At 40.3% G+C, this 20,397-nt stretch carries 29 protein-coding genes, 1 tRNA gene and 1 pseudogene; 22 read left to right on the top strand and 9 right to left on the bottom strand.

Annotated features, from left to right (window positions below; translation table 11 throughout):
- Positions 1 to 4 precede the first annotated feature (4 nt).
- The 4 genes from ytpR (at position 5) to J7Q78_RS06610 (ending at position 5,017) form a co-directional block, all read left to right on the top strand.
- On the top strand, positions 5 to 634 hold the full coding sequence (gene ytpR / locus J7Q78_RS06625; RefSeq protein WP_154242632.1) for a YtpR family tRNA-binding protein: 630 nt from the start codon (positions 5 to 7) through the stop codon (positions 632 to 634).
- A gap of 145 nt (positions 635 to 779) precedes the next feature.
- On the top strand, positions 780 to 2,684 hold the full coding sequence (asnB, locus tag J7Q78_RS06620) for an asparagine synthase (glutamine-hydrolyzing) (protein WP_208422233.1): 1,905 nt from the start codon (positions 780 to 782) through the stop codon (positions 2,682 to 2,684).
- 202 nt (positions 2,685 to 2,886) lie between these two features.
- The gene (gene murC, locus J7Q78_RS06615) at positions 2,887 to 4,221 is read left to right on the top strand and encodes a UDP-N-acetylmuramate--L-alanine ligase (protein WP_154242634.1); all 1,335 of its coding nucleotides are present in this window, start codon (positions 2,887 to 2,889) and stop codon (positions 4,219 to 4,221) included.
- Between the two features lie 97 nt (positions 4,222 to 4,318).
- Positions 4,319 to 5,017: a Bax inhibitor-1/YccA family protein gene (locus J7Q78_RS06610; RefSeq protein ID WP_208422232.1), complete on the top strand. Its 699-nt coding sequence runs from the start codon at positions 4,319 to 4,321 to the stop codon at positions 5,015 to 5,017.
- Positions 5,018 to 5,287: 270 nt separating this feature from the next.
- Here the strand turns inward: J7Q78_RS06610 and J7Q78_RS06605 are convergent, their stop codons facing one another.
- Complete coding sequence (locus tag J7Q78_RS06605) at positions 5,288 to 5,800, bottom strand: acyl-CoA thioesterase (RefSeq protein ID WP_208422231.1); 513 nt, start codon at positions 5,798 to 5,800, stop codon at positions 5,288 to 5,290.
- 17 nt (positions 5,801 to 5,817) lie between these two features.
- Positions 5,818 to 8,229 (bottom strand): Xaa-Pro dipeptidyl-peptidase, encoded by a 2,412-nt coding sequence (locus tag J7Q78_RS06600; protein WP_208422230.1) that lies wholly within the window; start codon positions 8,227 to 8,229, stop codon positions 5,818 to 5,820.
- A gap of 106 nt (positions 8,230 to 8,335) precedes the next feature.
- Between J7Q78_RS06600 and J7Q78_RS06595 the strand changes: the two genes are divergently transcribed.
- Positions 8,336 to 8,409, top strand: a tRNA-Arg gene (locus J7Q78_RS06595).
- A 163-nt stretch (positions 8,410 to 8,572) separates the two neighbouring features.
- On the opposite strand, the gene J7Q78_RS06590 is transcribed toward J7Q78_RS06595, so the two are convergent.
- The 7 genes and pseudogenes from J7Q78_RS06590 to J7Q78_RS06565 form a co-directional block, all read right to left on the bottom strand.
- A complete protein-coding gene (locus J7Q78_RS06590; RefSeq protein ID WP_208422229.1) occupies positions 8,573 to 9,685 on the bottom strand; it encodes a tyrosine-type recombinase/integrase in 1,113 nt (370 codons plus the stop codon).
- A gap of 144 nt (positions 9,686 to 9,829) precedes the next feature.
- Positions 9,830 to 10,504 (bottom strand): hypothetical protein, encoded by a 675-nt coding sequence (locus tag J7Q78_RS06585; protein ID WP_099947280.1) that lies wholly within the window; start codon positions 10,502 to 10,504, stop codon positions 9,830 to 9,832.
- Between the two features lie 59 nt (positions 10,505 to 10,563).
- A complete protein-coding gene (locus tag J7Q78_RS06580) occupies positions 10,564 to 11,805 on the bottom strand; it encodes an exonuclease domain-containing protein (protein ID WP_235688077.1) in 1,242 nt (413 codons plus the stop codon).
- A gap of 15 nt (positions 11,806 to 11,820) precedes the next feature.
- Positions 11,821 to 12,003: pseudogene (locus tag J7Q78_RS10035) on the bottom strand (hypothetical protein); the annotation flags it as partial.
- Between the two features lie 84 nt (positions 12,004 to 12,087).
- Positions 12,088 to 12,543, bottom strand: coding sequence for an ImmA/IrrE family metallo-endopeptidase (locus J7Q78_RS06575; RefSeq protein WP_208422227.1), 456 nt, complete (start codon positions 12,541 to 12,543; stop codon positions 12,088 to 12,090).
- A gap of 38 nt (positions 12,544 to 12,581) precedes the next feature.
- Positions 12,582 to 12,926, bottom strand: a complete 345-nt coding sequence (locus J7Q78_RS06570; protein WP_208422226.1) for a helix-turn-helix domain-containing protein — start codon at positions 12,924 to 12,926, stop codon at positions 12,582 to 12,584.
- A 30-nt stretch (positions 12,927 to 12,956) separates the two neighbouring features.
- Entirely contained in the window at positions 12,957 to 13,322 is a 366-nt protein-coding gene (locus J7Q78_RS06565) for a helix-turn-helix domain-containing protein (protein WP_235688071.1), read from the bottom strand.
- Between the two features lie 148 nt (positions 13,323 to 13,470).
- Here J7Q78_RS06565 and J7Q78_RS06560 point away from each other — a divergent pair, with 148 nt between their 5' ends.
- The 17 genes from J7Q78_RS06560 (at position 13,471) to J7Q78_RS06480 (ending at position 20,205) form a co-directional block, all read left to right on the top strand.
- Positions 13,471 to 13,725: a helix-turn-helix transcriptional regulator gene (locus J7Q78_RS06560; protein ID WP_208422225.1), complete on the top strand. Its 255-nt coding sequence runs from the start codon at positions 13,471 to 13,473 to the stop codon at positions 13,723 to 13,725.
- Between the two features lie 226 nt (positions 13,726 to 13,951).
- Positions 13,952 to 14,272, top strand: coding sequence for a DUF771 domain-containing protein (locus J7Q78_RS06555; protein ID WP_208422224.1), 321 nt, complete (start codon positions 13,952 to 13,954; stop codon positions 14,270 to 14,272).
- Positions 14,269 to 14,451 carry a hypothetical protein gene (locus J7Q78_RS06550; RefSeq protein ID WP_208422223.1) on the top strand — a complete coding sequence of 61 codons (183 nt, stop codon included), beginning with the start codon at positions 14,269 to 14,271 and terminating at the stop codon, positions 14,449 to 14,451. Before J7Q78_RS06555 ends, J7Q78_RS06550 begins: the two co-directional genes overlap by 4 nt.
- A 5-nt stretch (positions 14,452 to 14,456) precedes the next feature.
- On the top strand, positions 14,457 to 14,762 hold the full coding sequence (locus J7Q78_RS06545) for a hypothetical protein (protein WP_208422222.1): 306 nt from the start codon (positions 14,457 to 14,459) through the stop codon (positions 14,760 to 14,762).
- 3 nt (positions 14,763 to 14,765) lie between these two features.
- Complete coding sequence (locus J7Q78_RS06540) at positions 14,766 to 15,011, top strand: hypothetical protein (protein ID WP_208422221.1); 246 nt, start codon at positions 14,766 to 14,768, stop codon at positions 15,009 to 15,011.
- 221 nt (positions 15,012 to 15,232) lie between these two features.
- Positions 15,233 to 16,039, top strand: coding sequence for a rolling circle replication-associated protein (locus J7Q78_RS06535; protein ID WP_208422220.1), 807 nt, complete (start codon positions 15,233 to 15,235; stop codon positions 16,037 to 16,039).
- An 11-nt stretch (positions 16,040 to 16,050) separates the two neighbouring features.
- Complete coding sequence (locus tag J7Q78_RS06530; protein WP_208422219.1) at positions 16,051 to 16,371, top strand: hypothetical protein; 321 nt, start codon at positions 16,051 to 16,053, stop codon at positions 16,369 to 16,371.
- A 14-nt stretch (positions 16,372 to 16,385) separates the two neighbouring features.
- On the top strand, positions 16,386 to 16,550 hold the full coding sequence (locus tag J7Q78_RS06525; protein WP_208422218.1) for a hypothetical protein: 165 nt from the start codon (positions 16,386 to 16,388) through the stop codon (positions 16,548 to 16,550).
- Entirely contained in the window at positions 16,543 to 16,779 is a 237-nt protein-coding gene (locus tag J7Q78_RS06520; protein WP_208422217.1) for a hypothetical protein, read from the top strand. Before J7Q78_RS06525 ends, J7Q78_RS06520 begins: the two co-directional genes overlap by 8 nt.
- Positions 16,780 to 16,783: 4 nt before the next feature.
- A complete protein-coding gene (locus tag J7Q78_RS06515) occupies positions 16,784 to 17,056 on the top strand; it encodes a hypothetical protein (RefSeq protein ID WP_076647257.1) in 273 nt (90 codons plus the stop codon).
- Positions 17,046 to 17,354, top strand: coding sequence for a hypothetical protein (locus J7Q78_RS06510; RefSeq protein ID WP_208422216.1), 309 nt, complete (start codon positions 17,046 to 17,048; stop codon positions 17,352 to 17,354). The genes J7Q78_RS06515 and J7Q78_RS06510 overlap by 11 nt, the downstream gene beginning before the upstream one ends.
- Before the next feature lie 22 nt (positions 17,355 to 17,376).
- The gene (locus J7Q78_RS06505; protein ID WP_208422215.1) at positions 17,377 to 17,670 is read left to right on the top strand and encodes a hypothetical protein; all 294 of its coding nucleotides are present in this window, start codon (positions 17,377 to 17,379) and stop codon (positions 17,668 to 17,670) included.
- Positions 17,671 to 17,684: 14 nt separating this feature from the next.
- Positions 17,685 to 17,924 carry a hypothetical protein gene (locus tag J7Q78_RS06500; RefSeq protein WP_208422214.1) on the top strand — a complete coding sequence of 80 codons (240 nt, stop codon included), beginning with the start codon at positions 17,685 to 17,687 and terminating at the stop codon, positions 17,922 to 17,924.
- Entirely contained in the window at positions 17,921 to 18,115 is a 195-nt protein-coding gene (locus tag J7Q78_RS06495) for a hypothetical protein (RefSeq protein ID WP_208422213.1), read from the top strand. The genes J7Q78_RS06500 and J7Q78_RS06495 overlap by 4 nt, the downstream gene beginning before the upstream one ends.
- Positions 18,116 to 18,398: 283 nt before the next feature.
- Positions 18,399 to 18,821 carry a single-stranded DNA-binding protein gene (locus J7Q78_RS06490; RefSeq protein ID WP_208422212.1) on the top strand — a complete coding sequence of 141 codons (423 nt, stop codon included), beginning with the start codon at positions 18,399 to 18,401 and terminating at the stop codon, positions 18,819 to 18,821.
- Between the two features lie 82 nt (positions 18,822 to 18,903).
- Positions 18,904 to 19,362: a hypothetical protein gene (locus tag J7Q78_RS06485; protein WP_208422211.1), complete on the top strand. Its 459-nt coding sequence runs from the start codon at positions 18,904 to 18,906 to the stop codon at positions 19,360 to 19,362.
- A 159-nt stretch (positions 19,363 to 19,521) separates the two neighbouring features.
- Positions 19,522 to 20,205, top strand: a complete 684-nt coding sequence (locus J7Q78_RS06480) for a hypothetical protein (protein WP_208427751.1) — start codon at positions 19,522 to 19,524, stop codon at positions 20,203 to 20,205.
- The last annotated feature ends 192 nt before the right edge of the window (positions 20,206 to 20,397 follow it).

Genomic DNA, 20,397 nt, shown 5'->3' with positions numbered 1-20,397 from the left:
TTAAATGTTAATTGCAAGTATGAACCAAGCGGCTTTTCCCGACATCTTAGTGGTAATGACCCAACCAGATGTTGAAAAGCAAGTAATAACTGAAAAACAATCAATCGTACGGATTAGCGATCAGGCAGATCAAACCATCGGCTATAATTTCTTGGCGGTGCAGGCGTTATTGCCAGATTTACAATTCAACGGGGTTCAAGCACTAACTGAACAACAAGTTGCTGTTTTAAATGAAGCCCTTGTGGCAGCAGGGTTTCCCGGTGATTTAGTAGCTGATGAAGCCCCCCACTTTGTCGTTGGTTATGTCCAAGAATGTGATGCACATCCTGATTCAGATCACCTCCACGTTACTCAAACCCAAATTGCACCTGATCAAACCGTTCAAATCGTCTGCGGGGCTGCCAATATCGCACAAGGTCAAAAAGTGATTGTGGCTAAAGTGGGGGCCGTTATGCCAGAAGGTAAAATTATCTGGCCTGGTCAATTGCGTGGTGTTCAAAGTGACGGCATGATTTGTGCTGCTCGCGAAATCGGCGTTGCCGGTGCTCCCGCTAAAGGTATTATGGTCTTACCAGATGACTGGGAAGTTGGTCGTGAAGTAACAGCAGATGCAGTCGCAGCTTTATTAAATTAAGCCATCTTACGATTTTGTTATAGGATTATTAAAATTAAAATAGTATGATAATAGATAGCAATTAATTGGTTAACGTCAAACCCTTTAATTGTTATTTCGTTTTGCAGTTAATTAAGCAGTAAAACACAAAAGAGGGGTTAAACATATGTGTGGGATTGTCGGATTTGCTGGTGGATTATTTGATTTACCAAAGAAAAAAGAAGTATTGAACCAACAAATGGACGTCATTAAACACCGTGGACCAAGTGGTGCTGGTGATTTTATCGACGATAAAGTGGCATTAGGCTTTCGTCGTTTATCAATCATTGATCTAGCAAAGGGTGATCAACCCATTTATAATGAAGACCATACTAAGCTAGTCTTTTTCAATGGTGAAATTTATAATTATCGTGAAATGCGGACTGAATTGATCGCCAAAGGACACGACTTCAAAACTGATTCAGATACTGAAACCATTTTGCATGCTTATGAAGAATGGGGGAAAGACGTTGTTACGAAATTGCGCGGGATGTTTGTCTTTGTTATCTATGACTTACAAACTAAGCAATTATTTGGGGCCCGTGATTTCTTCGGTATCAAGCCCCTTTATTACACGACGTTAGCAGATGGGACTTTCATGTTTAGTAGTGAAATTAAAACTTTCATGCGCCATCCAGAATTTAAACCAGAACTAAATAAGGCGGCCTTGAAATCATTCATGATGAACCAATACAATGATTTACAAGAAACGTTCTTCAAAGGGGTATTCAGATTTCCAGCAGGCCATTACTTCACTTATGAAGATGGTCAACTGAATATCGAAAAATATTGGGATATGTCATTTGCCCCTTCAAACTTATCTTTTGAAGAAGAAGTGGCTAAAATTGACGCAGCAGTCGAAGAATCGGTTAAAGCGTATAACGTAGCTGATGTTCCTGTCGGCGCCTTTTTATCTGAAGGGGTCGACAGCAGTTACGTCACAAGTATTTTGCAACCCCAAGAAGTCTTCAGTGTTGGGTTTGATGATCAAACCTATAATGAAGTAACAGCAGCGCGCGCGCTTGCTGATGAATTGGGCTTAAACTTCAATGAAACCAAAGTGAATGCTGATGATGCGTTTGCTGAGTTCGACAAGATTCAATATTACTTGGACGAACCAGACGGGAATCCATCGTGTGTGCCATTATGGTTCCTATCACGGTTTGCCCGTGAAAAAGTAACGGTGGCTTTATCTGGTGAAGGGGCTGACGAATTATTCGCTGGTTATGTCAACTATGGCATGCATTCACATAATTCAACAATCAAAGCCTTCACCTCTGGCTTGAAGAAACTGCCTAAGGGTGCTCGTGCAAGTTTAGCCAAAGCGGTTAAGAAGATGCCAGCTTTCCCAGGCCGCGTCCATTTATACACGAACTTGGCTAATCCGCGTGAATTCTATACGGGTCAATCTGTGATTTTTGATATCGAAAACCCCAGTGTTTTTGGTGCGGACGAAGCGAACACCTTCTTAAAACCCGCTTATCAAAATGATGAGACGATCCAAGCTAATTATCAAGCAGACTTTGATAACGTTGCGGACGCTAACCCAGTCTCACAAATGCAATACATTGACTTACATCACTTCATGTTAAACGATATTTTGCAAAAGGCTGATAAGATTTCGATGGCGCATAGCTTAGAATTACGCGTGCCATTTTTAGATCCTAAAGTGGCTAAAGTCGCTGGACAAGTCCCAACCGAATACTTAATCAACAGTCATGATACGAAGTATGCTTATCGGCAAGCGGCTGCTAAGCACTTGCCAGCTGCTTGGGCTAACCGACCTAAGTTAGGTTTCCCAGTACCAATTAAACAATGGTTAGAAGACGACAAGTATTACGAAAAGGTCAAAGCCCTTTTTAGCGAAGATTTTGTTGCCGAATTCTTTGATCAAGATAAATTATTGGCTTTGTTAGACGCTAATAAAGAGCAACGGATTAACGGTCGCCGGAAGATTTGGACAATTTTTACCTTTTTAACCTGGTATAAAGTCTACTTCCAAAATGTCGAAGATTATTTAGTTTTAGGCTAGTGTGTGCCTTACAGGATATGTTCAAAAGCAGCCACCAAATTGATTTTGGTGGCTGCTTTTTTGAACTTTAGAGATTAATCACTTGATAACGGAGAAAAATAAGCATTCATTATTTAGCTCAAACCGGCATTATGGTAAACTATAAAGGATTAGTTTATTAATATAGATAATTGTGATTTATTGAAAAGAGGACGTTTAAAAGATGATAACAAATGACACAGTTTACCATTTTGTTGGGATTAAAGGTTCAGGGATGAGTGCTTTGGCACTTGTTTTAAACGACCTAGGCTATCAAGTACAAGGCTCAGATATCGATCAATATACGTTTACACAACGCGATTTAGAACGGGCAGGCATCAAAATCCTGCCGTTTTCAGAAACTAATTTACATGAAGGCTTAACGGTTATTGCTGGAAATGCCTTTCAAGATGACCAAATTGAAATTAAAACGGCCCTCGAAATGGACTTACCCGTCGTTCGTTATCACCAATTCTTAGGTGAATTGTTGAAAGGTTATACCAGTATTGGTGTCGCTGGCGCCCATGGTAAGACAAGTACGAGTGGTTTATTAGCCCATGTTTTAAGTGGTGTTGCTAAAACGAGTTATTTGGTTGGCGATGGTACGGGTAAAGGGATTAAAGATGCGCAATTCTTCGCGTTTGAAGCCGATGAATACCGCCGCCATTTCCTAGCTTATTCACCGGATTATTTAATCATGACGAATATTGATTTTGATCATCCTGATTATTACACAGGCTTAGATGATGTTTTTGATGCGTTCCAATCAGAAGCCTACAAGGTTCAAAAAGGAATTTTTGCTTGGGGTGATGATCCTGAATTACGGAAAATCAAAGCGAACGTGCCTGTTTATTACTACGGTACGCGTGAAGATGATGATTTCCAAGCGCGTAATATTCAGCGGACAGTAAAAGGTTCAGAATTTGATGCTTACTACCATGGCGAAAATATTGGTCATTATCATGTCCCACTTTATGGGGAACACAATGTCTTGAACAGTTTAGCCGTAATTGCGGTGAGTTATTTAGAAAAAATTGATGGTCGAGAAGTGGCCCGTGAACTGGCTGATTTCAAGGGTGTAAAACGCCGCTTTACAGAAAAGAAAGTTGCTGATGTGACAATCATTGATGATTACGCACACCATCCATCGGAAATTAAAGCGACACTGGATGCTGCGCGGCAAAAGTATCCAGACCAACAAATTGTAGCAGTTTTCCAACCGCATACTTTTACGCGGACCATCGCGTTAATGGATGATTTTGCGGCTAGCTTAAACCTTGCTGATGAAGTATTCTTAACGGATATTTTCAGTTCCGTTCGTGAAAAGGCAGGGAAGGTTTCAAGTGCTGACTTAGGTGCGAAAATCACCAAAGGCGGCCGTGTTTTGAAATTAGACAATATGTCACCACTATTAGATTTCGAACAACCGGTTGTCGTTTTCATGGGCGCTGGTGATGTACAAAAATACGAATATGCTTATGAAGAATTATTGAGTAACTTAAGTCCTAAAGATAATTAAGATTTAGGCATTTTGATTGTCTTTTTGAATGGATTTGTTACAATATTTCTAATCGGGTGATTATAGGCCCGTTTAGAAATATAAGAGGTGAATATTCATGGAAGAAAGACGCGTTGTGAATGTCGACAGCGAAGCCCGCTTTTTCAGTAAAGTGTACGGCTTGATGGCTGTTGGTGTCGGAATTTCAGCACTGGTTGCAATTTTAATGGTGACCGTGTTTAAAGCGCAAACCTACACAATCCTATCTAGTGGTAGCTCGTGGATGGTTTGGGGCTTGATGATTGCAGAATTATTGTTAGTCGTTCAGATTAGTCGGCGTTCAATGAAGAATCCTACCGCTTCGTTAGCCATGTTTGTGGCATATGCAGCATTGAATGGGTTGACGTTTACGGCCGTTTTACTGGTGTATAACATTGGTGAAATTGGGGCAGCTTTCGTATCAAGTGCTTTTGTGTTCATTGCAATGTCAATTTATGGCCGTATGACGAAGAACAACTTAAGCGGCTTTGGTAAGTTTGCAATGATGGGGTTGATCGGGGTAATCATTGTCTCACTGGTTAACTTCTTCATGGCATCAGCTGCCGTCAGCTATTTCTTGTCATATGCTATGTTAATTATTTTCATTATTTTAACTGCATGGGACAATCAAAAGTTAAGTATGATGTATCGTCAATACGGCGCTACCGGTGAAATTTCAGTTTCCGGGTTAGCTGTGATGGGGGCGTTACAATTGTATTTAGACTTTGTTAACTTATTCCTCACTATGCTCCAAATTTTTGGTGGCGGAAGAGACTAAGGGGGTGCCGTCAGCTGGGCTCTTGGGTTAACCGAAAAGAGACGGCTGATAGAACCTGTCTTAAAAAACGGTCATCAGGTAAAACTGATGACCGTTTTTTTGCTTAATATATTAAACAGCTGGTAGCAAGATTGATGAATTCCGTTGGGGCATCTGTGCAGTTAAGTCCATCATGCAATAGCATGGCACACATGAATAGCGTTACATGTTTAATTTTTAAGAGAAATAAAAAGCGGTGTTGATTGCTAAAATCGACACCGCTTTTGCTCGTTATTGACCGTTCCATGGATAATCGGTACTGATGTTTTGATTGAAGTATTTTTGGTTTTGAAAATTGGCAATCCGGTGGGCTTTTCGCTCTGCATACCCGGCACAGATGAACCGTTCTTCAGGAGATTCAGGACGAATGTCTGGTAGAACCGGGCTCTTTTCAATTGTGACAAAAGTTAAAAAGGCGGTTAAGCCGAGGAATCGTTCACCAGTTTTGAGGTGTTCGCCAATAATTTTGGTAAAAACTTCAATTGAACGTGTGCCGACGCCAGCAACATAGCTTTCGATGCAAAAGGAATCTTGCATCTTGAAAGGGGCAATAAAGTTGAGTTGATCGATACTGGCAGTTACAGTCTCAACGCGCGCTAAGCGACTAGCTGAAATTGACGCCGAACCATCTAAGCGCTCAAGCAACCGGCCACCATACACGGTTTCATGTTCATTTAAATCATTGACGAAGACGCGGTGGTTGCTGATGGAGAGGGTTTGACGACAGGTAAGGTGGTTTGACATTGTAAAAGGACTCCTTATTAATCATTTAAATGGGGGATAATCAGTTGGCTAGCAGCTAAGTCGACTTGATAAACAAATGCTTGCTCTTCACGAAGGGTCATCCCCATATCGGTTGCGTAGATCAACAGGCCAAGCTGATGCCCTGCTGTTAGATCGTAATGCGTAGGTTGCAAGGCAAGGGTGATGTCATAGAACACGTTTGAGGTGACCGCTTCGGTTTGGTAACTATTGTGGCGATTTTGGAGATTGATGTGCCCTTTAGTGATGACTTGGTAATCGCTTGGTCGATTGAGCTTAAACTCCTTTAAATCTTCATAGCGCCATTGATAGCCGAGTTGTTGGCCGTTAGCGGCTAATACGGTCGGTGCGGTGCCTAAACGGTTAAATTGGCCGTAGTCAATCACCAACACGCTCAATAGCCCGCGTTCAGCATTGACAGCGACCCTTGTTTTAAACTGAATTCGACCATCAATGATGAGTGGCTTGGTAAACGGAGCGCTTAAGAAACGGAGCCGATTACCTGTGAAACTGGATTGATCTGCGATTAAGGCATCCTGCCAAGCAGCTTCACTTATTTTTTGTGCTCTAAAGATCGCAACGCCATCATCTTTAAAAGTGGCCAGTGGTGCATTTTCAGTAGCGTTAACCTTTAATGTTTGTTCATTTAGCCAGAAAGTCGTGGTTGGATTGTCCGGAGCTAGCCAATCTGCTTGGGTCGTCCAAGTGGCTTCTTGCGCATTGTCTTGAATCGTGACAGCCGGCAATGTTGTAAGCGCCTGATTATCAACGCCGAGTAATTGATGCGTGAACCATAAGTTCATCATATCAGTGAAATCGATTGACTGAATGTTGTTCATGTAGATATGTTCCCCTTGGTGTAAGAAAAGCTTTTTATTAACCGGTTGATCACGTAAAAGATCCCATAACGCACCAGCATTTTGAAGTTTGACGTTCCAATCATTTAGGCCATGGACTAAGATGACATCACAATTGAGATTGGCAATATGATTACGATAGTTACGGGCTGCCCAGAAGGCATTGTAATTGCCTGTGATGCGATCTTGCCCTTCTTGTAGGGCTTTGAGTTGCTTGGAGAAGAAAGTACCAGAGTGTGCATAATCAGCGGCATCCTTTTGGCGGGTTTGGCATAACTTCGCTAAGACATCGGCATCTTCACCCTGACAATCAATTGGTGCGACCACTAACCCGTTTTCACGGTAGTAATCATACCAACTTGAAATGGCGGCTTCAGCTACAATGGTTTTCAGTCCTTTAACGCCAGTGGTTGCTGCAGCCGTTGCTAAAGTCCCAAGATAAGATTTACCAGTCATTGCCACTTTATGATTACACCACCAAGCTTCAATTGCAATACCATCCGTGCGGTTGGTGAAGGCTCGCCGGGTGCCGGCTAACCACTCGATGATGGCCGTGGTTGAAGCTGTTTCTTCAGGCGAGCCACAAGTACGAACACCGTCGGAACCGCGCGTGCCAATGCCACCAGCGTAGACGTTCGCAAATCCGCGCGCGAGAAAGTAATCATTTAAACGATAATTGCTATCGTCGGTCGCATTTAATTCAGTTGTCGTACTTGTCCCATTAATGACGCGCGGTTGGGGAGTTGGTGTTGGCTTTGGCGCTTGGTTTAAATCGGCCCAATCTGGTTGTTGAGCGGGTTTGGTTGCAATCGGAGTATCAACATTGTGTAGATCAGCATCAACAGCGTTAATCCCTTTATAGTAAGGACTAGCAGTGTAGAGAGCTGGAATCTTCAAGCCCGCTTCGGTTTCGCGTGGTCTGAAGATAGTCGTTTCTAATAAGTCGCGTTGGCCGTCTTGATCGGTATCTAGGCTTGATTCAACATAAACAACTTCGCGAATTAAGTGGCTAGTGTCAAAGACAGGTTGGACCTTTCCATTGAAGATGAGAAATTGGGGCTGGGCACCTTGCCAGTTTGCAAAAAAGCCGCGATTAGCCAATTGGTCCAGATAAAGTAACCCATTTTGACTACGGGTCGTCAATAGGAGGTACAGGGCTTGGATGAAAGTGGGTTGATCAAATGCTACTTGATCGATAAAGGGGAGTTTAGTGGCGGTCATAAAAGCAATTGGTTGATCAAGTGCGAAGTCGGTCGTCACTTCAAACCCTAGGAGTTGAAGGGCGACATTATAGAAGACCCCTTGATCAAATGAAGTGTTGATGGTCTCAAGGTAGGCGGCTAGATTTAATTCAGCTGTGGCTTGTAATAAACTGAGTTGTCTAATGCGGGTTGATTGACTACGTGCCTCCGGGAACAGCCGTTGAAAAATAGTTTGGGCAAGTTTCTGAAAAGAAAGCTGAGCGAAATCTTTGGGAAGCAAATGAATCCGCTGTAATTCCGTGATTTGTTCAGATTGAGATTTAGTTAAGCGTGCAAACTGATTTAATTGCATATTTTTCCCTCATTTCTGCGAATTTTAATTGACAGTTCCTACTTCAATTGCTTATAATATAGCATGTTGTGCGGTATTCTGATAGTAAAAACCGGCAATCAATCAGGTCATAGTAGCTCAGCTGGATAGAGCAACGGTCTTCTAAACCGTAGGTCGCGAGTTCGAATCTCGCCTGTGACATTTCAAGCGTATTTAAACTAAATACAAACTAGATTAAAAAAACAGCTGAAATCTTGATATATCAATGATTTCAGCTGTTTTTGTTTGGTCAAACTGTAAACAAACTAGTTCATAATTTACCACATTATTACCACACAACCACACAAAAACCACACAGATTTTATTATAAATTTTCGAGAAATTTAAGTGATTTTTGTTCTTCTTCTTCACGGCTCTTTTGGAGCAGGTGAGAATAAGTTTTAATGGTGACCATTGTATCGGAATGGCCGAGACGTTCTGCGATATAATCGACAGATACGTGATTAGCAATCAGCATGGAAGCGTGCGTGTGTCGGAGACCATGGAACGTAATGATTGTGGTGGCGCCGATTTCTTCTAATATTTTTTGTAACGCCTTATTGACGCCGTTGTTTGAGATGATGTCATGCCGGTTACTTAAAAATACAAGGTTATCAGGATTCTGGAAATTTTTGGCGAAATAATATTCTTTCTGTTGTAGCTGCAATTGCTTCAGCATGCGGAGTAAAACCGAATCAATTTGAATGGTACGCATCGAGGATTCCGTTTTGGTTGGTTTGAATCCCGTCTTATAAAGATAGTCGTAGGACTTGTTGATTGTTATCGTATTATTTTTGAAGTCGATGCAATCCCATGTCAACCCACAAACCTCACCATAACGACACCCAGTGAGTAACCCGAATAAAATTTGGCAATAAGTAATTTCTTTAAAACGCCAGTGATCTAAACAGTATTGTTTGAGCTTAGCAGCTTCTTCTAATTCTAGAAATTTTAAATCAGCACTACCAGGGGCGCTACCGGACACGATAACGCCCAATGTAAAATCGCGAGACAACAGCCCATCATTGATGGCATATTGCACCGCTTTGCGCATATAGCCGTTAATACGGGATGTGCTTGCCTTAGCATGCGTGCTGCCATAGGCGTCAATCATTTTTTGATATTCAAATGAGCTTACTTCACTGATCGGGCGGTCGCCAAAATTATCACGAATCATTTCGATGGTCTTTTTGTACCGAATCGCTGTATTTGTCGATATACGACCGAATTTGTAGGTCTCAACCCATTGTGTAAAATAATCAGCAAAGCTAATGCCTTCGGATTGCGTGAGTAAATTCTTGCTCTTCTTAACTTCAAGTTCTAACGCAGCCTTTTGCGCATCTGCTTTGCGCTTAAAACCGCCCTTAGATTTGCTGTGTTTAGAGTCAATCCAAACTCGGTAAGCCCAGACGTTGCCACGTTTAAAAATTTGTGCCATTGTTAAAACCTCCATTTTAAGCTAAAATAGAGTACGCAAATAGCGCACAATATTTTGCGTTATTTCTGTCAAAGCACATCCAACTGTTTGGCGACGGGGGATGTGCTTTTTTATTTTTTATATTAATAATAGTTAGTTGATTGATTAACTGCTTGGAGTAGGTGGGTCCATTGTAAATGATAGAAAATCTTTACCAAGATTTGTAATTCTATAGTAAGTTTCTATAATAGTTCCGTCAGAGCCCATATTAATGTCTCCATATCTTTTTTCGAACAGACCTAAATTTGTGAGTCGTTCACACAATCCAATTAAATAGAATTTATCTAACTTTCCTTCAAAAGCATTAACTACGTCGCTAATCATTGCCCATTTGTCACGTTCTAATTTTCTTGTGGCTAATAATAACTGTAGGTCAGTTAAATCAATTTGAGGTATGATCGAAGTGAAGTACTGCTCTTGATCCCAATTTATTTTAGAAGGAGATTTTAGAATGTTCAAAAAACCATTATGGAGCATTGATCGTTTTGCAAGGGTCGTATTGGACTCGATAATTTCATTCATCTTCTCCATATATTGAGAAATTTCGTCTGAATACTGAGAAATTTCGTCTGGATTCGTTAGCTGATTTTTTAGTTTTTCAACATCTTCACTAAGCTCTTTATAGAAATTTTCAATCCGTTTAAATCTTTTTTCATTTTTAGCGCCAAAGTAAGCGGTTTGTAATGCTGACCCAACTGTTGGGATAGATGCAATACCTGCTTCAATTGCTAGCCAAGCATAGTCTTTACCGTGTAATTTATTTTCAGATTTGTTGTCCATTAATGTATATGTCCTTTCCAAATAAAACTTAGTTGGTATATCATTCTTAGGATAAGTGCCTATGCTATTAATTTATTCAATTCATCTAAGCCAATAATTTTAATTTTGCCACCGTTATCAATGAATTCCTGCGCTTTTAATTCGGCTGAGCTATGAACACCATCTTTTAGGCCTTCATAAACTTGTTCGCCGTCAATGAGATAATCAGTTAGGCCAGATACTGCAGAGGTAACACGACCGCCATTTTGTTCGATGAGAAACTTGATTTCACTGCGGGTCATTTCCATAAACTGACCTGTGATACAAAAGCGTAAACCTGATAGTTTGTCGGATGATTCAGTCAGCTCTGCTGAATCACCAGCGATGATTTTATCGGTAGAGCCATCGCGCATTTGTTGGTATATAAAAGCTGTTGTTTCACAATCATCTAAAGAATTATGTGATTGATTCTTGATGCCGTAATGCTTTTTTAGTGTTTCTAATTTATAGTTCTCTAAGTTCGGCAGTTTTTTACGAGCAATGGTGACCGTGTCTTCGATAAAGATTTGCTTATCGGTGTAACCATGAGTCGTTAAGAAGTTAATATCAAAATTAATGTTATGACCGATAATGGGAAGGCCGCCAATGAAGTCACGTAATTCTGGGACGATTTCGGTAAAAGTTGGTTCATTAATCACCATTTCTGGACTAATATGTGTGAGAAATTGAACTTCTTTTGGTATTTCGTGTTCGGGATTTACGTATTTATTGAATTGTGCAACTTTTTTGTTATCAATGTACTTCAGAGCAGACACTTGGGTGATGCCTTCGTTTTCAGCAGATAGGCCAGTTGTTTCAATATCTAAAACGATGAAATTGTATAGATCTTTTTTTAATTTAATGATATTTGGTTTGTTTTTCTGAATGATGGGTGTGACTGGATCAATGGCAGGTTCATCTGGGATTGGAGCTGTCTCAGGCATAGTTTCATCGACTTCTGGGATGATTTCCGGTATTGGTTGTTCCGCGACTGGAGATTGTTTATACTCTGCCAGCCACTTATTAATTCGAATTGTATCAAGTAGCATCCATGGAATAGTAATGATTAGACCGTATCCAGCGGTAAGTAGCGCTAATAGTGTCATAATGAATCCTGTACCTTTTCGGCCCAGATAATAGCGGTGACCGCCGAGCCATCCAAATAATAGCCATAAGCCCCATGCTATATTGGAATCTTTACCAGTTTGAATGGGGGCCTTAGTTGTCACGGTAGGTTTTACTTTGGGATGCGATGTCTTTTTTGAGGTACCTATTTGAGACATCGGATTGATGCCTACAGTTGTTTTATTATAAATACGGTTATAAACGGCCTTTTTTGGGTTTTTTAATATTCCCGTACCTTTTTTTCCGTAATAAGGAATGACCGCACGCTTGACGGAGCGCTTTAGTTTTCCAGTTGTGCGCGCCTTGATTGAACGTTTAATACTTGGCTTTCTAACCCCAATTTTAACCACAAAAATACCTCCAATTATGCTATGCTGTATTTATGGATGATATCCAAAAGCATTGTGCCTTACTTCCCCCCAAGAAGTAGGGCGCTTTTTTTATGTCTTCATAATCTGAATACCGTTAGCAAAGTTGATCAGTATATTATCTTTAATAATTATCATGCCATAACGTTCACGGTAATAAGCTAATACATCAAAAAGGTATTCAACGGTGACGTCTAGGTGTTCGGCCAATTCAAACTCTGTTGTTGATTGCCAGTAAGCTGCAATAAGCTTATGGAGTGGTACGAGCCGTTCGAATGAACGTCGACGTGCGATTAATTCTTGCTTAGCATGCTCTAACTCATTTGGATTTAGAATGTCGCCAACTGAGATGGCTTGATGACTAAGTTCTTCAGCTAATGTCTGCGCTTGTTCAGTTCTTGATCGGTTAGCATTAATAATAATTGTCTTACCAATACATAATCCATCAACTCCAGCAGGCATGTCAGTTCGCGACTTGATGTCAAATTCTTCAGATGATTCTGCAATTAATGATTCGAGTTTGTCCATATACAATTCACATCACTTATTCTTTGGGATGGTAGTTATTATTTCTTTGATCTTTTAATCATGTCGATATAGTCTAAAATCTTAGCCATATCGTCGTCAGTGAACTCTTTATTCAAATGCGCAGCTAGAAGGTTAGCCTTATTTTCGTTAAGTTGATTAGGAATGATAACCTTAGTTCTAGTTGGAAAAAAACTATCAATAGTGGTATCAAAGATTAAAGATAATTCAAAAAGAGTATCTGGACTTATTTTCCGAGTGTTGGATTCATAACGACTAATGGTTTGCCTAGAAGTGTTTAACTTCTTAGCAAGTTGATCTTGAGTCCAGTCGCGTGATTCTCGAAAATCCTTAATTTTCGCACCAACATAATTATTAATATCCATGAAATCACATCACTTATGTTTGAAATAGTACTACTTTTTTGAACGTTTGATCATGTCAATGTAATCAATGATTTTTGCCATGTCGTCGTCAGTGAAATCTTTATTAAGGTGAGCTGCTATGAGTTCAGCGTCTGAACTGATTTCAGAATTTTTTCTATCCTTATAGGTTGTATCAATATCACTTTTTCCAACACCAAAGGCATCAGCAATTTTTTGAAGCACACCGTGCGACGGTTTAGATCTAAGGTTTAAATAATCACTCATAGTGCTCTTACTAATGCCAACCTTTTCAGCGAGTGTCGATTGATTGTAATTACTTTCGGATAAGTATTTACGGATATTCTCAGCGATGACTTTCCGCTGAAACATTTCATCTTCGGTTAATGCTTTTACCATAGTGACCTCCGCCAAACTTTAATTTATAGACATAGTATAATACGAAAAATTCGAACTTACAATAATGGAATACGAAAATACTGAACTTTTATGTTGACAGTACGAAAATATCGTACTAAGATGTGAAGTAACGAAAGGAGGCTGTCGCATGAAAAGTTTAGAACAATTACGAAAAGGTGTGGGGCTATCACAATTAGAATTGGCGACCTTGTTTAAAGTATCGGATAGAACGATTTATAACTATGAAAGAGACTCAACGAATATTCCTAATTCGTTGCTAGATAAATATATGGTTGCGTTTGATGTGGAATACGATGATATTTTTTTAGGTAAAAAGTACGATTTTATCGTACATCAACAGAAGTTGATTTATCAGCGACTACGCGAAAAAAAGTTAGCTTAGTTTTCCATTTTAGCTTGCTGCTGCATTAATCATTAATAGATGATGTAAAAAATTAGTGCGTAATCATGACTACTGAGGGGCGTCTCATAGAATGACTCCTTTAAACATCAATATTCCCCCAGATTATTGAATGCAGCTGAACGCTTGAAACTACTAATTTAATTTAACCTCTCAGTGGTCGCGATTACGCACTAATTATTATCAGTACCAAATTGGAGGCATGAACATGGAACGAACCAAAGTTGTTATCCCACAATTTTCAATTGAGTTACCAACTGGGATCGAGTTGATCAGCACCGAAAAGCGTGAGCAACTTGAAGCCGACCAGCAAGTCGTTTGGGACTTGAACAAGGCGGTTGAGGTGACTGGCTACACAAAAAAAGATTTGACAACCATCTTACGCGCTTTTAAAAAGCGACTTGATGTTGATAACGGTGGTTGTGTGTTCTATCCGTATCACGGTGGTAAATATAGCATTGAATCATTTCAGTTTACACAGTTCATTCGTAAGAATTTTGCAGAAATAACGAGGGTGTTAAAAGGATGAAAAACACAAAACGCTTAATGAATATTGACCGTATTGTATTCGGCATCATGGTTGCGTTACTGATTGTGAGCCGACATAGCGACATGGCTTTCTGGTGGGCGACAATCTTAATTGGCTATTTTGCCAGCTCAGTATTGCATACACCGGATTATTTTGAAGCAAAGGAGAATCGCAAGTGAATTTGATGGAAAGAATTATCACAAATAATATGGCCGTTCCAATCATTTACGACGGTCATCAATTAATGAAATACGCATTGCTGGTTCGTTATGATCAGCGATTTAAAGAAGAGGTTGGTATTTCGTTTAAAGACCGAATGCGGTTGGGTGAGGTCATCAGAGGGCTAAGCCACAGAGACATCGATGACATTATTGCAGTTTGGGCAGCAATTCATGGCGTTGCCTCAGTTGATTTTGCTGAGTCTAATGACCAGCTTGATCAGATGATTATGTACGTACTAGATGAGATTTGGGATAAAAAGGAGGTTTAACTGATGGAAAAAATTAAGAGTCGCGCATTTAATCAATCAACTTATCTGGTGCGTGGTCGGGCTGCTGAATTAATTGCCGCCGATATGCGCAAAGTCGTTTTTAGCAGATTTGGTATTCAAGCCGAAATTGAAGTTGGTGGTTTTAGTGATGACGAGGCCCGCCAGATTAAAATGACGCTATTTGGATCACGTCAGACAATTGCGGAGGTCGTCAAATACGTCAATGACAATTACGATTTTGAAATTTAAGCAAAATAAAAAAGCCTTACCGAGGGCAAGACTTCTGAGTTATTAAAGTATAACTACCGCAAATTGATTATACTTCATTATTCTTTGTTAAGTCAACGAGTCCAACCGTGGGCTTTTATTATGCCGTTAAACGGCTCTCTTACGCCTTTTGATAAAGGTTTAAGCGGGCTTGTATTGGGTATTATCTTTATGACGAAACAAGGAATAGGAGTGAAATAAGCATGGTATTCATTCGTGAAAAGAAGATAGCGTGTGGCAATTATATGGAAGTCGACATACTGCCCAGGACTATTGAAGCAGAGAAAGTTGCTCGTCGTGGAGCGCGTAGAAAGAAAGAGCGGGTTTCGGCACCTAAGCAACGGAATCTGAACGAAAAGAATGCCAAGCGTTATTTTCTAGAATTAGGCAATGGCAACTTTGGCCGGGGTGACTGGCATGTCACTTTGACTTATTCAGAGGAATTTGAACCAGCAACGGTCGATGAGGCTGAGCATGAGGTGGGCAATTACATTAAGCGCCTGAAATATAAGCGCAAGAAGTTGGGTATCGATCCATTGAAATATATCCTAGTGAGTGAGTACAAGGTCGATGAAAATGGAGAGTTCACCACCAAGATCCACCATCATCTAATCATGAACGGGGATGAATCTGGGGCGTTGACTCGTGATGATGTTGAAGACGTGTGGTCTAAGCGCATCAAGGGGCAAGGCAAACACCCGATTGGGTTGGTCAACTCTCGCAGACTGCAACCAAATGAAAATGGGATTGAGGGATTGCTTAAGTATTTGAGTAAGGACCCAAAAGGCAAAAAGCGCTGGTCGGCATCCCGCAATCTAAAAGTACCGTTTAAGCTGCCGACCAATGACACGTTTTACCGCAAAAGCAAGATTGAAAAGTTAGCCATGCAACCAGACCAGGGGCGGGAATATTTTGAACGTCGCTATAAGAAGTTTCGGATATCAAAAATTGAGTTTTTCTATTACGAACGAACAGGCTGGCACGTCTACTTGAAGATGTGGCGGATTTAGGAGGGATGAAGATGACTGATCGTGAAAGTTTATTGAAATCATATGGCTTTAAGGTGAATGAGTCGGGCACCTATATTTTCAAAGAGAAAATGGGCAGTGTTGGTGGTCCCGTATTTCTGGTTATTGCGGCGTTTAAAGATAGCAACGTCGTTAAAGTGGTGATGCTGGACAGTAAGGACAGGAAGCCCAAGTTTGCAAAATACATGAAGAACTACGTCATTCCGTTTGAAGACAAAGTCAACCTGCGTCTTAGACAACTGCAACCGATTATTGGCCAGTGGATGTGCGTCCGCCGTCTAAATACGTCGTGTAGCAATTTTATTTTGAAATAGGAGGAGGGGGACGAATGACTAAAGGCATGATGGTAAAACTAGTAAAACACGATGTGCGGGGCAAAGTAATTGACGTGGCCGAGGATGGTATTTCAATCAGGGATGCAAACGGGACAGTCTATTTCTGTCTCGAATCCGAATTGATTAGAGCAGGAAGGCTGAGTGATCGCGATGACTAAAAGAATTAAACGCAGATGGTGGGTTCGTCATCCCATTAGTGGCAAGTATTTAGGAGCAGATAACGGCTTAACATGGGTTGACCTCGATAATCCCCATTCAGTTTCATTGAGTGAAAAGCAGATAAAGGCTATCAACCCAGAATTTTGGGATTGGCGTGAGGAAGATAAGGCGTACTTGTTTGATCAGTGCAGCAAACAGGAACGTAAAAATGGTGATGGGTGGAGATGATTAGATGCAACCAATTAAATTAAAAATAGATTCTAAGTACGAATCGGTTGTTTTAACGGTTCAACAATATGGATATTATGATGGCCCAAAATGCGATAATCCGGGATGTAATTCAGAGTTAGGTCATCTAATCGATGACTGGCAGACTAATGCTACTGATTTAAAGGCTGACCAAAATGAGCTAAATATGAGTGATGAAGATTTTGAAAAGCTGATAGGCGCAATCTATGTGGCAGATGTCATTGAATACGAAGGGAGCAACACTAATGCAAAATGAACGATTAAAAAATGGCGACATCCTGAATAATGTGATGGACATCTTTGGCAACGTGCACCGACAAGTTAGCATCATTCGTGTTATGGAGAATACAGTAACGGGTGAGGACCGTGACACGCATGTACGCCGAGTGTTTCATAAACAAGATATAGGGATGACGCCTCGTGGTAAGTACGGTTACGACAGTGATGCCAGCAAGAAGAGTTTTGACCTTGAAGAGTCACATCAATTGAAGTGGGGTGAATCTGAATTGCTTGGCAAGGGAGCATCCCAAATAGCAAATACATCGCGCAGCTAATATTAACAGGAGGCACACCACTATGGAGATTTCAATTAATTCAGAAACCAAGAGTTTAGTTTTTAGCTCAGATAAGCCATTCACGCCGGAACAAATGACGCTTGCCGCCAAGCTATTTGAGAGTGCGGCGGAAAACTTCGCCGAAGTAAGCAAATATAAATCAGGTAATCAGATACAGTTGATTATTAAGTGCCGTGGGTGTGATCGACAGCACCTAGTAGATACGATGATTGGTCATAATCAAGTGTATCAATACGAATGCGGTGAACAGATTGAGCTATTGCCAATACTCAAGGCAATGGGGTTTGTGGATTAAAAGGGGGCTTAGCAATGGATGAAGCATTAAAAGGACTAAGTGTTGCAGTAGGTTCGGCAGTTGATGCAGTCGCCATCGCCTTTGGTGGCTATACGACTAAGGAGCAAAGGCGAATTGAACAGCTAATGGATATTTTTGATGATATGGAATTATGTAAGATGATTGTCCGGATTGAATCAGGCAAAAGAAACATCGGACTGACTGAGATTAAAGAATTCAATACTAAGTTGCAAGAAATGGAGGTTACGGGATGAACATTGACAAGTCAGCACAAGCCGTTATGAACAGTTTTAGGACGTTTCTCAAAGCAGTAGTAGATTTTTTTAACGTAGAAGTGTTCAAAGTAATCATAAACGCTTTAAAACCGATACTAACAGCAATCAAGCTTTATATAGCGCAACTACGTAAACCAATCAAATGGCGTAAGTCAAACAAACGGAGGTAGCAACATGAGCATATTTTGGCTATGGCTTTTAACTAGTCAAGGCGTCACCGCCATCAAGTGGCTATGGGTCTTATATCCAGTTGTACTGGGATTATTATTTTGGAGGTTAAAAACGAAATGATGGATAGTGAAACAAGGGAACGAAGAGTGTAGGCAATAGCTGTTCACATGATGTCGGGCAATAAATTCACACCAACGATGATCATGCACCGCTGTCTCTGTTCAAAAAAAGAGGCGGTTGAATTGTTGGAACAAGCTACTCAACGAATGGAGGTATTGAGGGATGAAGTTAGGTAACGTATTCGGCATTATTGGCCGAGACCCGAAAATGAACAGTAATGGTACGGTGATTATGTTTAGCATCGCCGTTAAGCGCCACTATAAGGATAATCAAACAGGGCAATATGAAAGTGACTGGTTCAATTGCAAGGCTTTTGGTAAGACAGCTGAGTTAATCAACCAGAATTTCCATAAGGGGTCGAAAATTCTCTTTGATGGCGATATGCGCAACAATAATTACGAAAAGAATGGTCAAAAGGTTTACAGCAACGAAATCGTAGTGAGTGACATCACGTTTATTGAATCGAAACAAGCTGCTAACGACGACAATCGGCAAGTGGGAAGAACCGAACCATTTCCGACATCGGCATCAGATTTGTTTAGCAACAGTGGCGTGACAGTTGAGCCAGATGACCTACCGTTTTAGGGCATAAAAAAAGACCGCGCTACCAACGCGGCCATCCCTTTGACATCCTACCAATATTATACCAAACAAAGGGGTGGCGTTGTTGGTTATTAATGCGAGACGGTTTGAATGGTTGCAAGAATATGAGCAACTCGATCATGATATCAAGTATTTGAAGTGGAATCTTTTGAAAACACAAGCGGAGCTAAGTCGACGAATCAGTGGTGATTTAAGCAATGATCACTTGGTGAAAGGGTCAAAAGGTGCCCGAGTTGAAGAGGAGATTGCACGGCTAGAACAAGAATTGCAATGGCGTGTCCAGGCTCAAAATGATTTGAGAGAGCTAGTAAGCTCATTTAATGGCATTGAGGAGCAAATCCTCCGTAAGAAGTACATTGATGGGCAGACGCTGGAGGAGATTGCAGAGGACGACGAGGTGCATTACACGCTGTCTTATATTCGAAAGAAACACGCTGAGTTACACCGCCGATTAGATTTTTTGGATAAATGGGATGCTGATAAGTACGAATTACAAGTTGTTGTTGGTGACCAGTTACGGTAGACTTACTTATTAGTGAGTCTATTTTTATGTTGAGGAGATTTAGTAATGGGGGAAAATAAGAAGAGTACCAGATATAAATGGTTTCGAAAACATAAATCTGAAATTATTACAGGCATTATTAGTTCGGTGTTAGGTGCAATGATTAGTGGAGGGTTCTCGATGTATAATGAATATAATAATAGGGAAAATGAAAGAAATATCGAATTAAAAGGGAAGCCGGACATTGCACGGCAAAAGTCTGAAATGGATAATATGGCAAAACTTTATTCAAATTATAAAGAATTGTATACAGTGAATTCATCTAATAAGCATAGTAAAATTTCTGATAGTGAATTTCGAAAATATAAATCTAATGTAGATATGAGTACGAGTAAGCTTTTAATGGATTTAAATAAAGATTATCCAAACTTAAAGTATAATAGTAAAGTGTACTTTAATATTAAGAAAGGCTTAGTGATTAACAATAGTGAAAAAAAGGTAATACTATCCACGCTAGGTAAAGATAGGCCAAAACAAAGTAAAATATTATATGCATACGTGTCAGCGATGGCCCAATGGATTAAATTTAATGAAGATTTTGGAAATAAGTATTTTGAGACAACTGAATCAAATAAATTAAAGAAACAGAAAGTGTTTGATGAAGGTGGTCATGACATAACAAATACAAAATTTGGAAAATATCTACAAAGTCAAAACCATGGACAATTAATTGTTGGAACTACCGATGGAGTAAGAAAAGTAACCGATGAAAATGGAACTGTTGTAACTACACCACAAGATGTTGCGATGGAGAAAAGTTTAAACTTACTTCAAACGGCTATGGAGAATTATACTGGTAGCTAATGTGACTTTTATGAGACCGTACAAAGTGTATGGTTTTATTGATTCGCACGGTTTATAGTAATAGCATAGAAGTTTGCAGATAAGGCACATCCAATCGGGTGCGCCTTTTTTGTTGCGTTTAAATTAGGAGGTGGGGCATGAGACCACTTTATGCGTAAGCATGAAGCTAAGTAAAATAGGTCCCTGGTCTAG

It is taken from the genome of Latilactobacillus fragifolii, from assembly GCF_905332535.1.
In the GTDB taxonomy this organism is placed as follows: domain Bacteria; phylum Bacillota; class Bacilli; order Lactobacillales; family Lactobacillaceae; genus Latilactobacillus; species Latilactobacillus fragifolii.
This window is presented reverse-complemented; position numbering and strand designations above follow the sequence as displayed.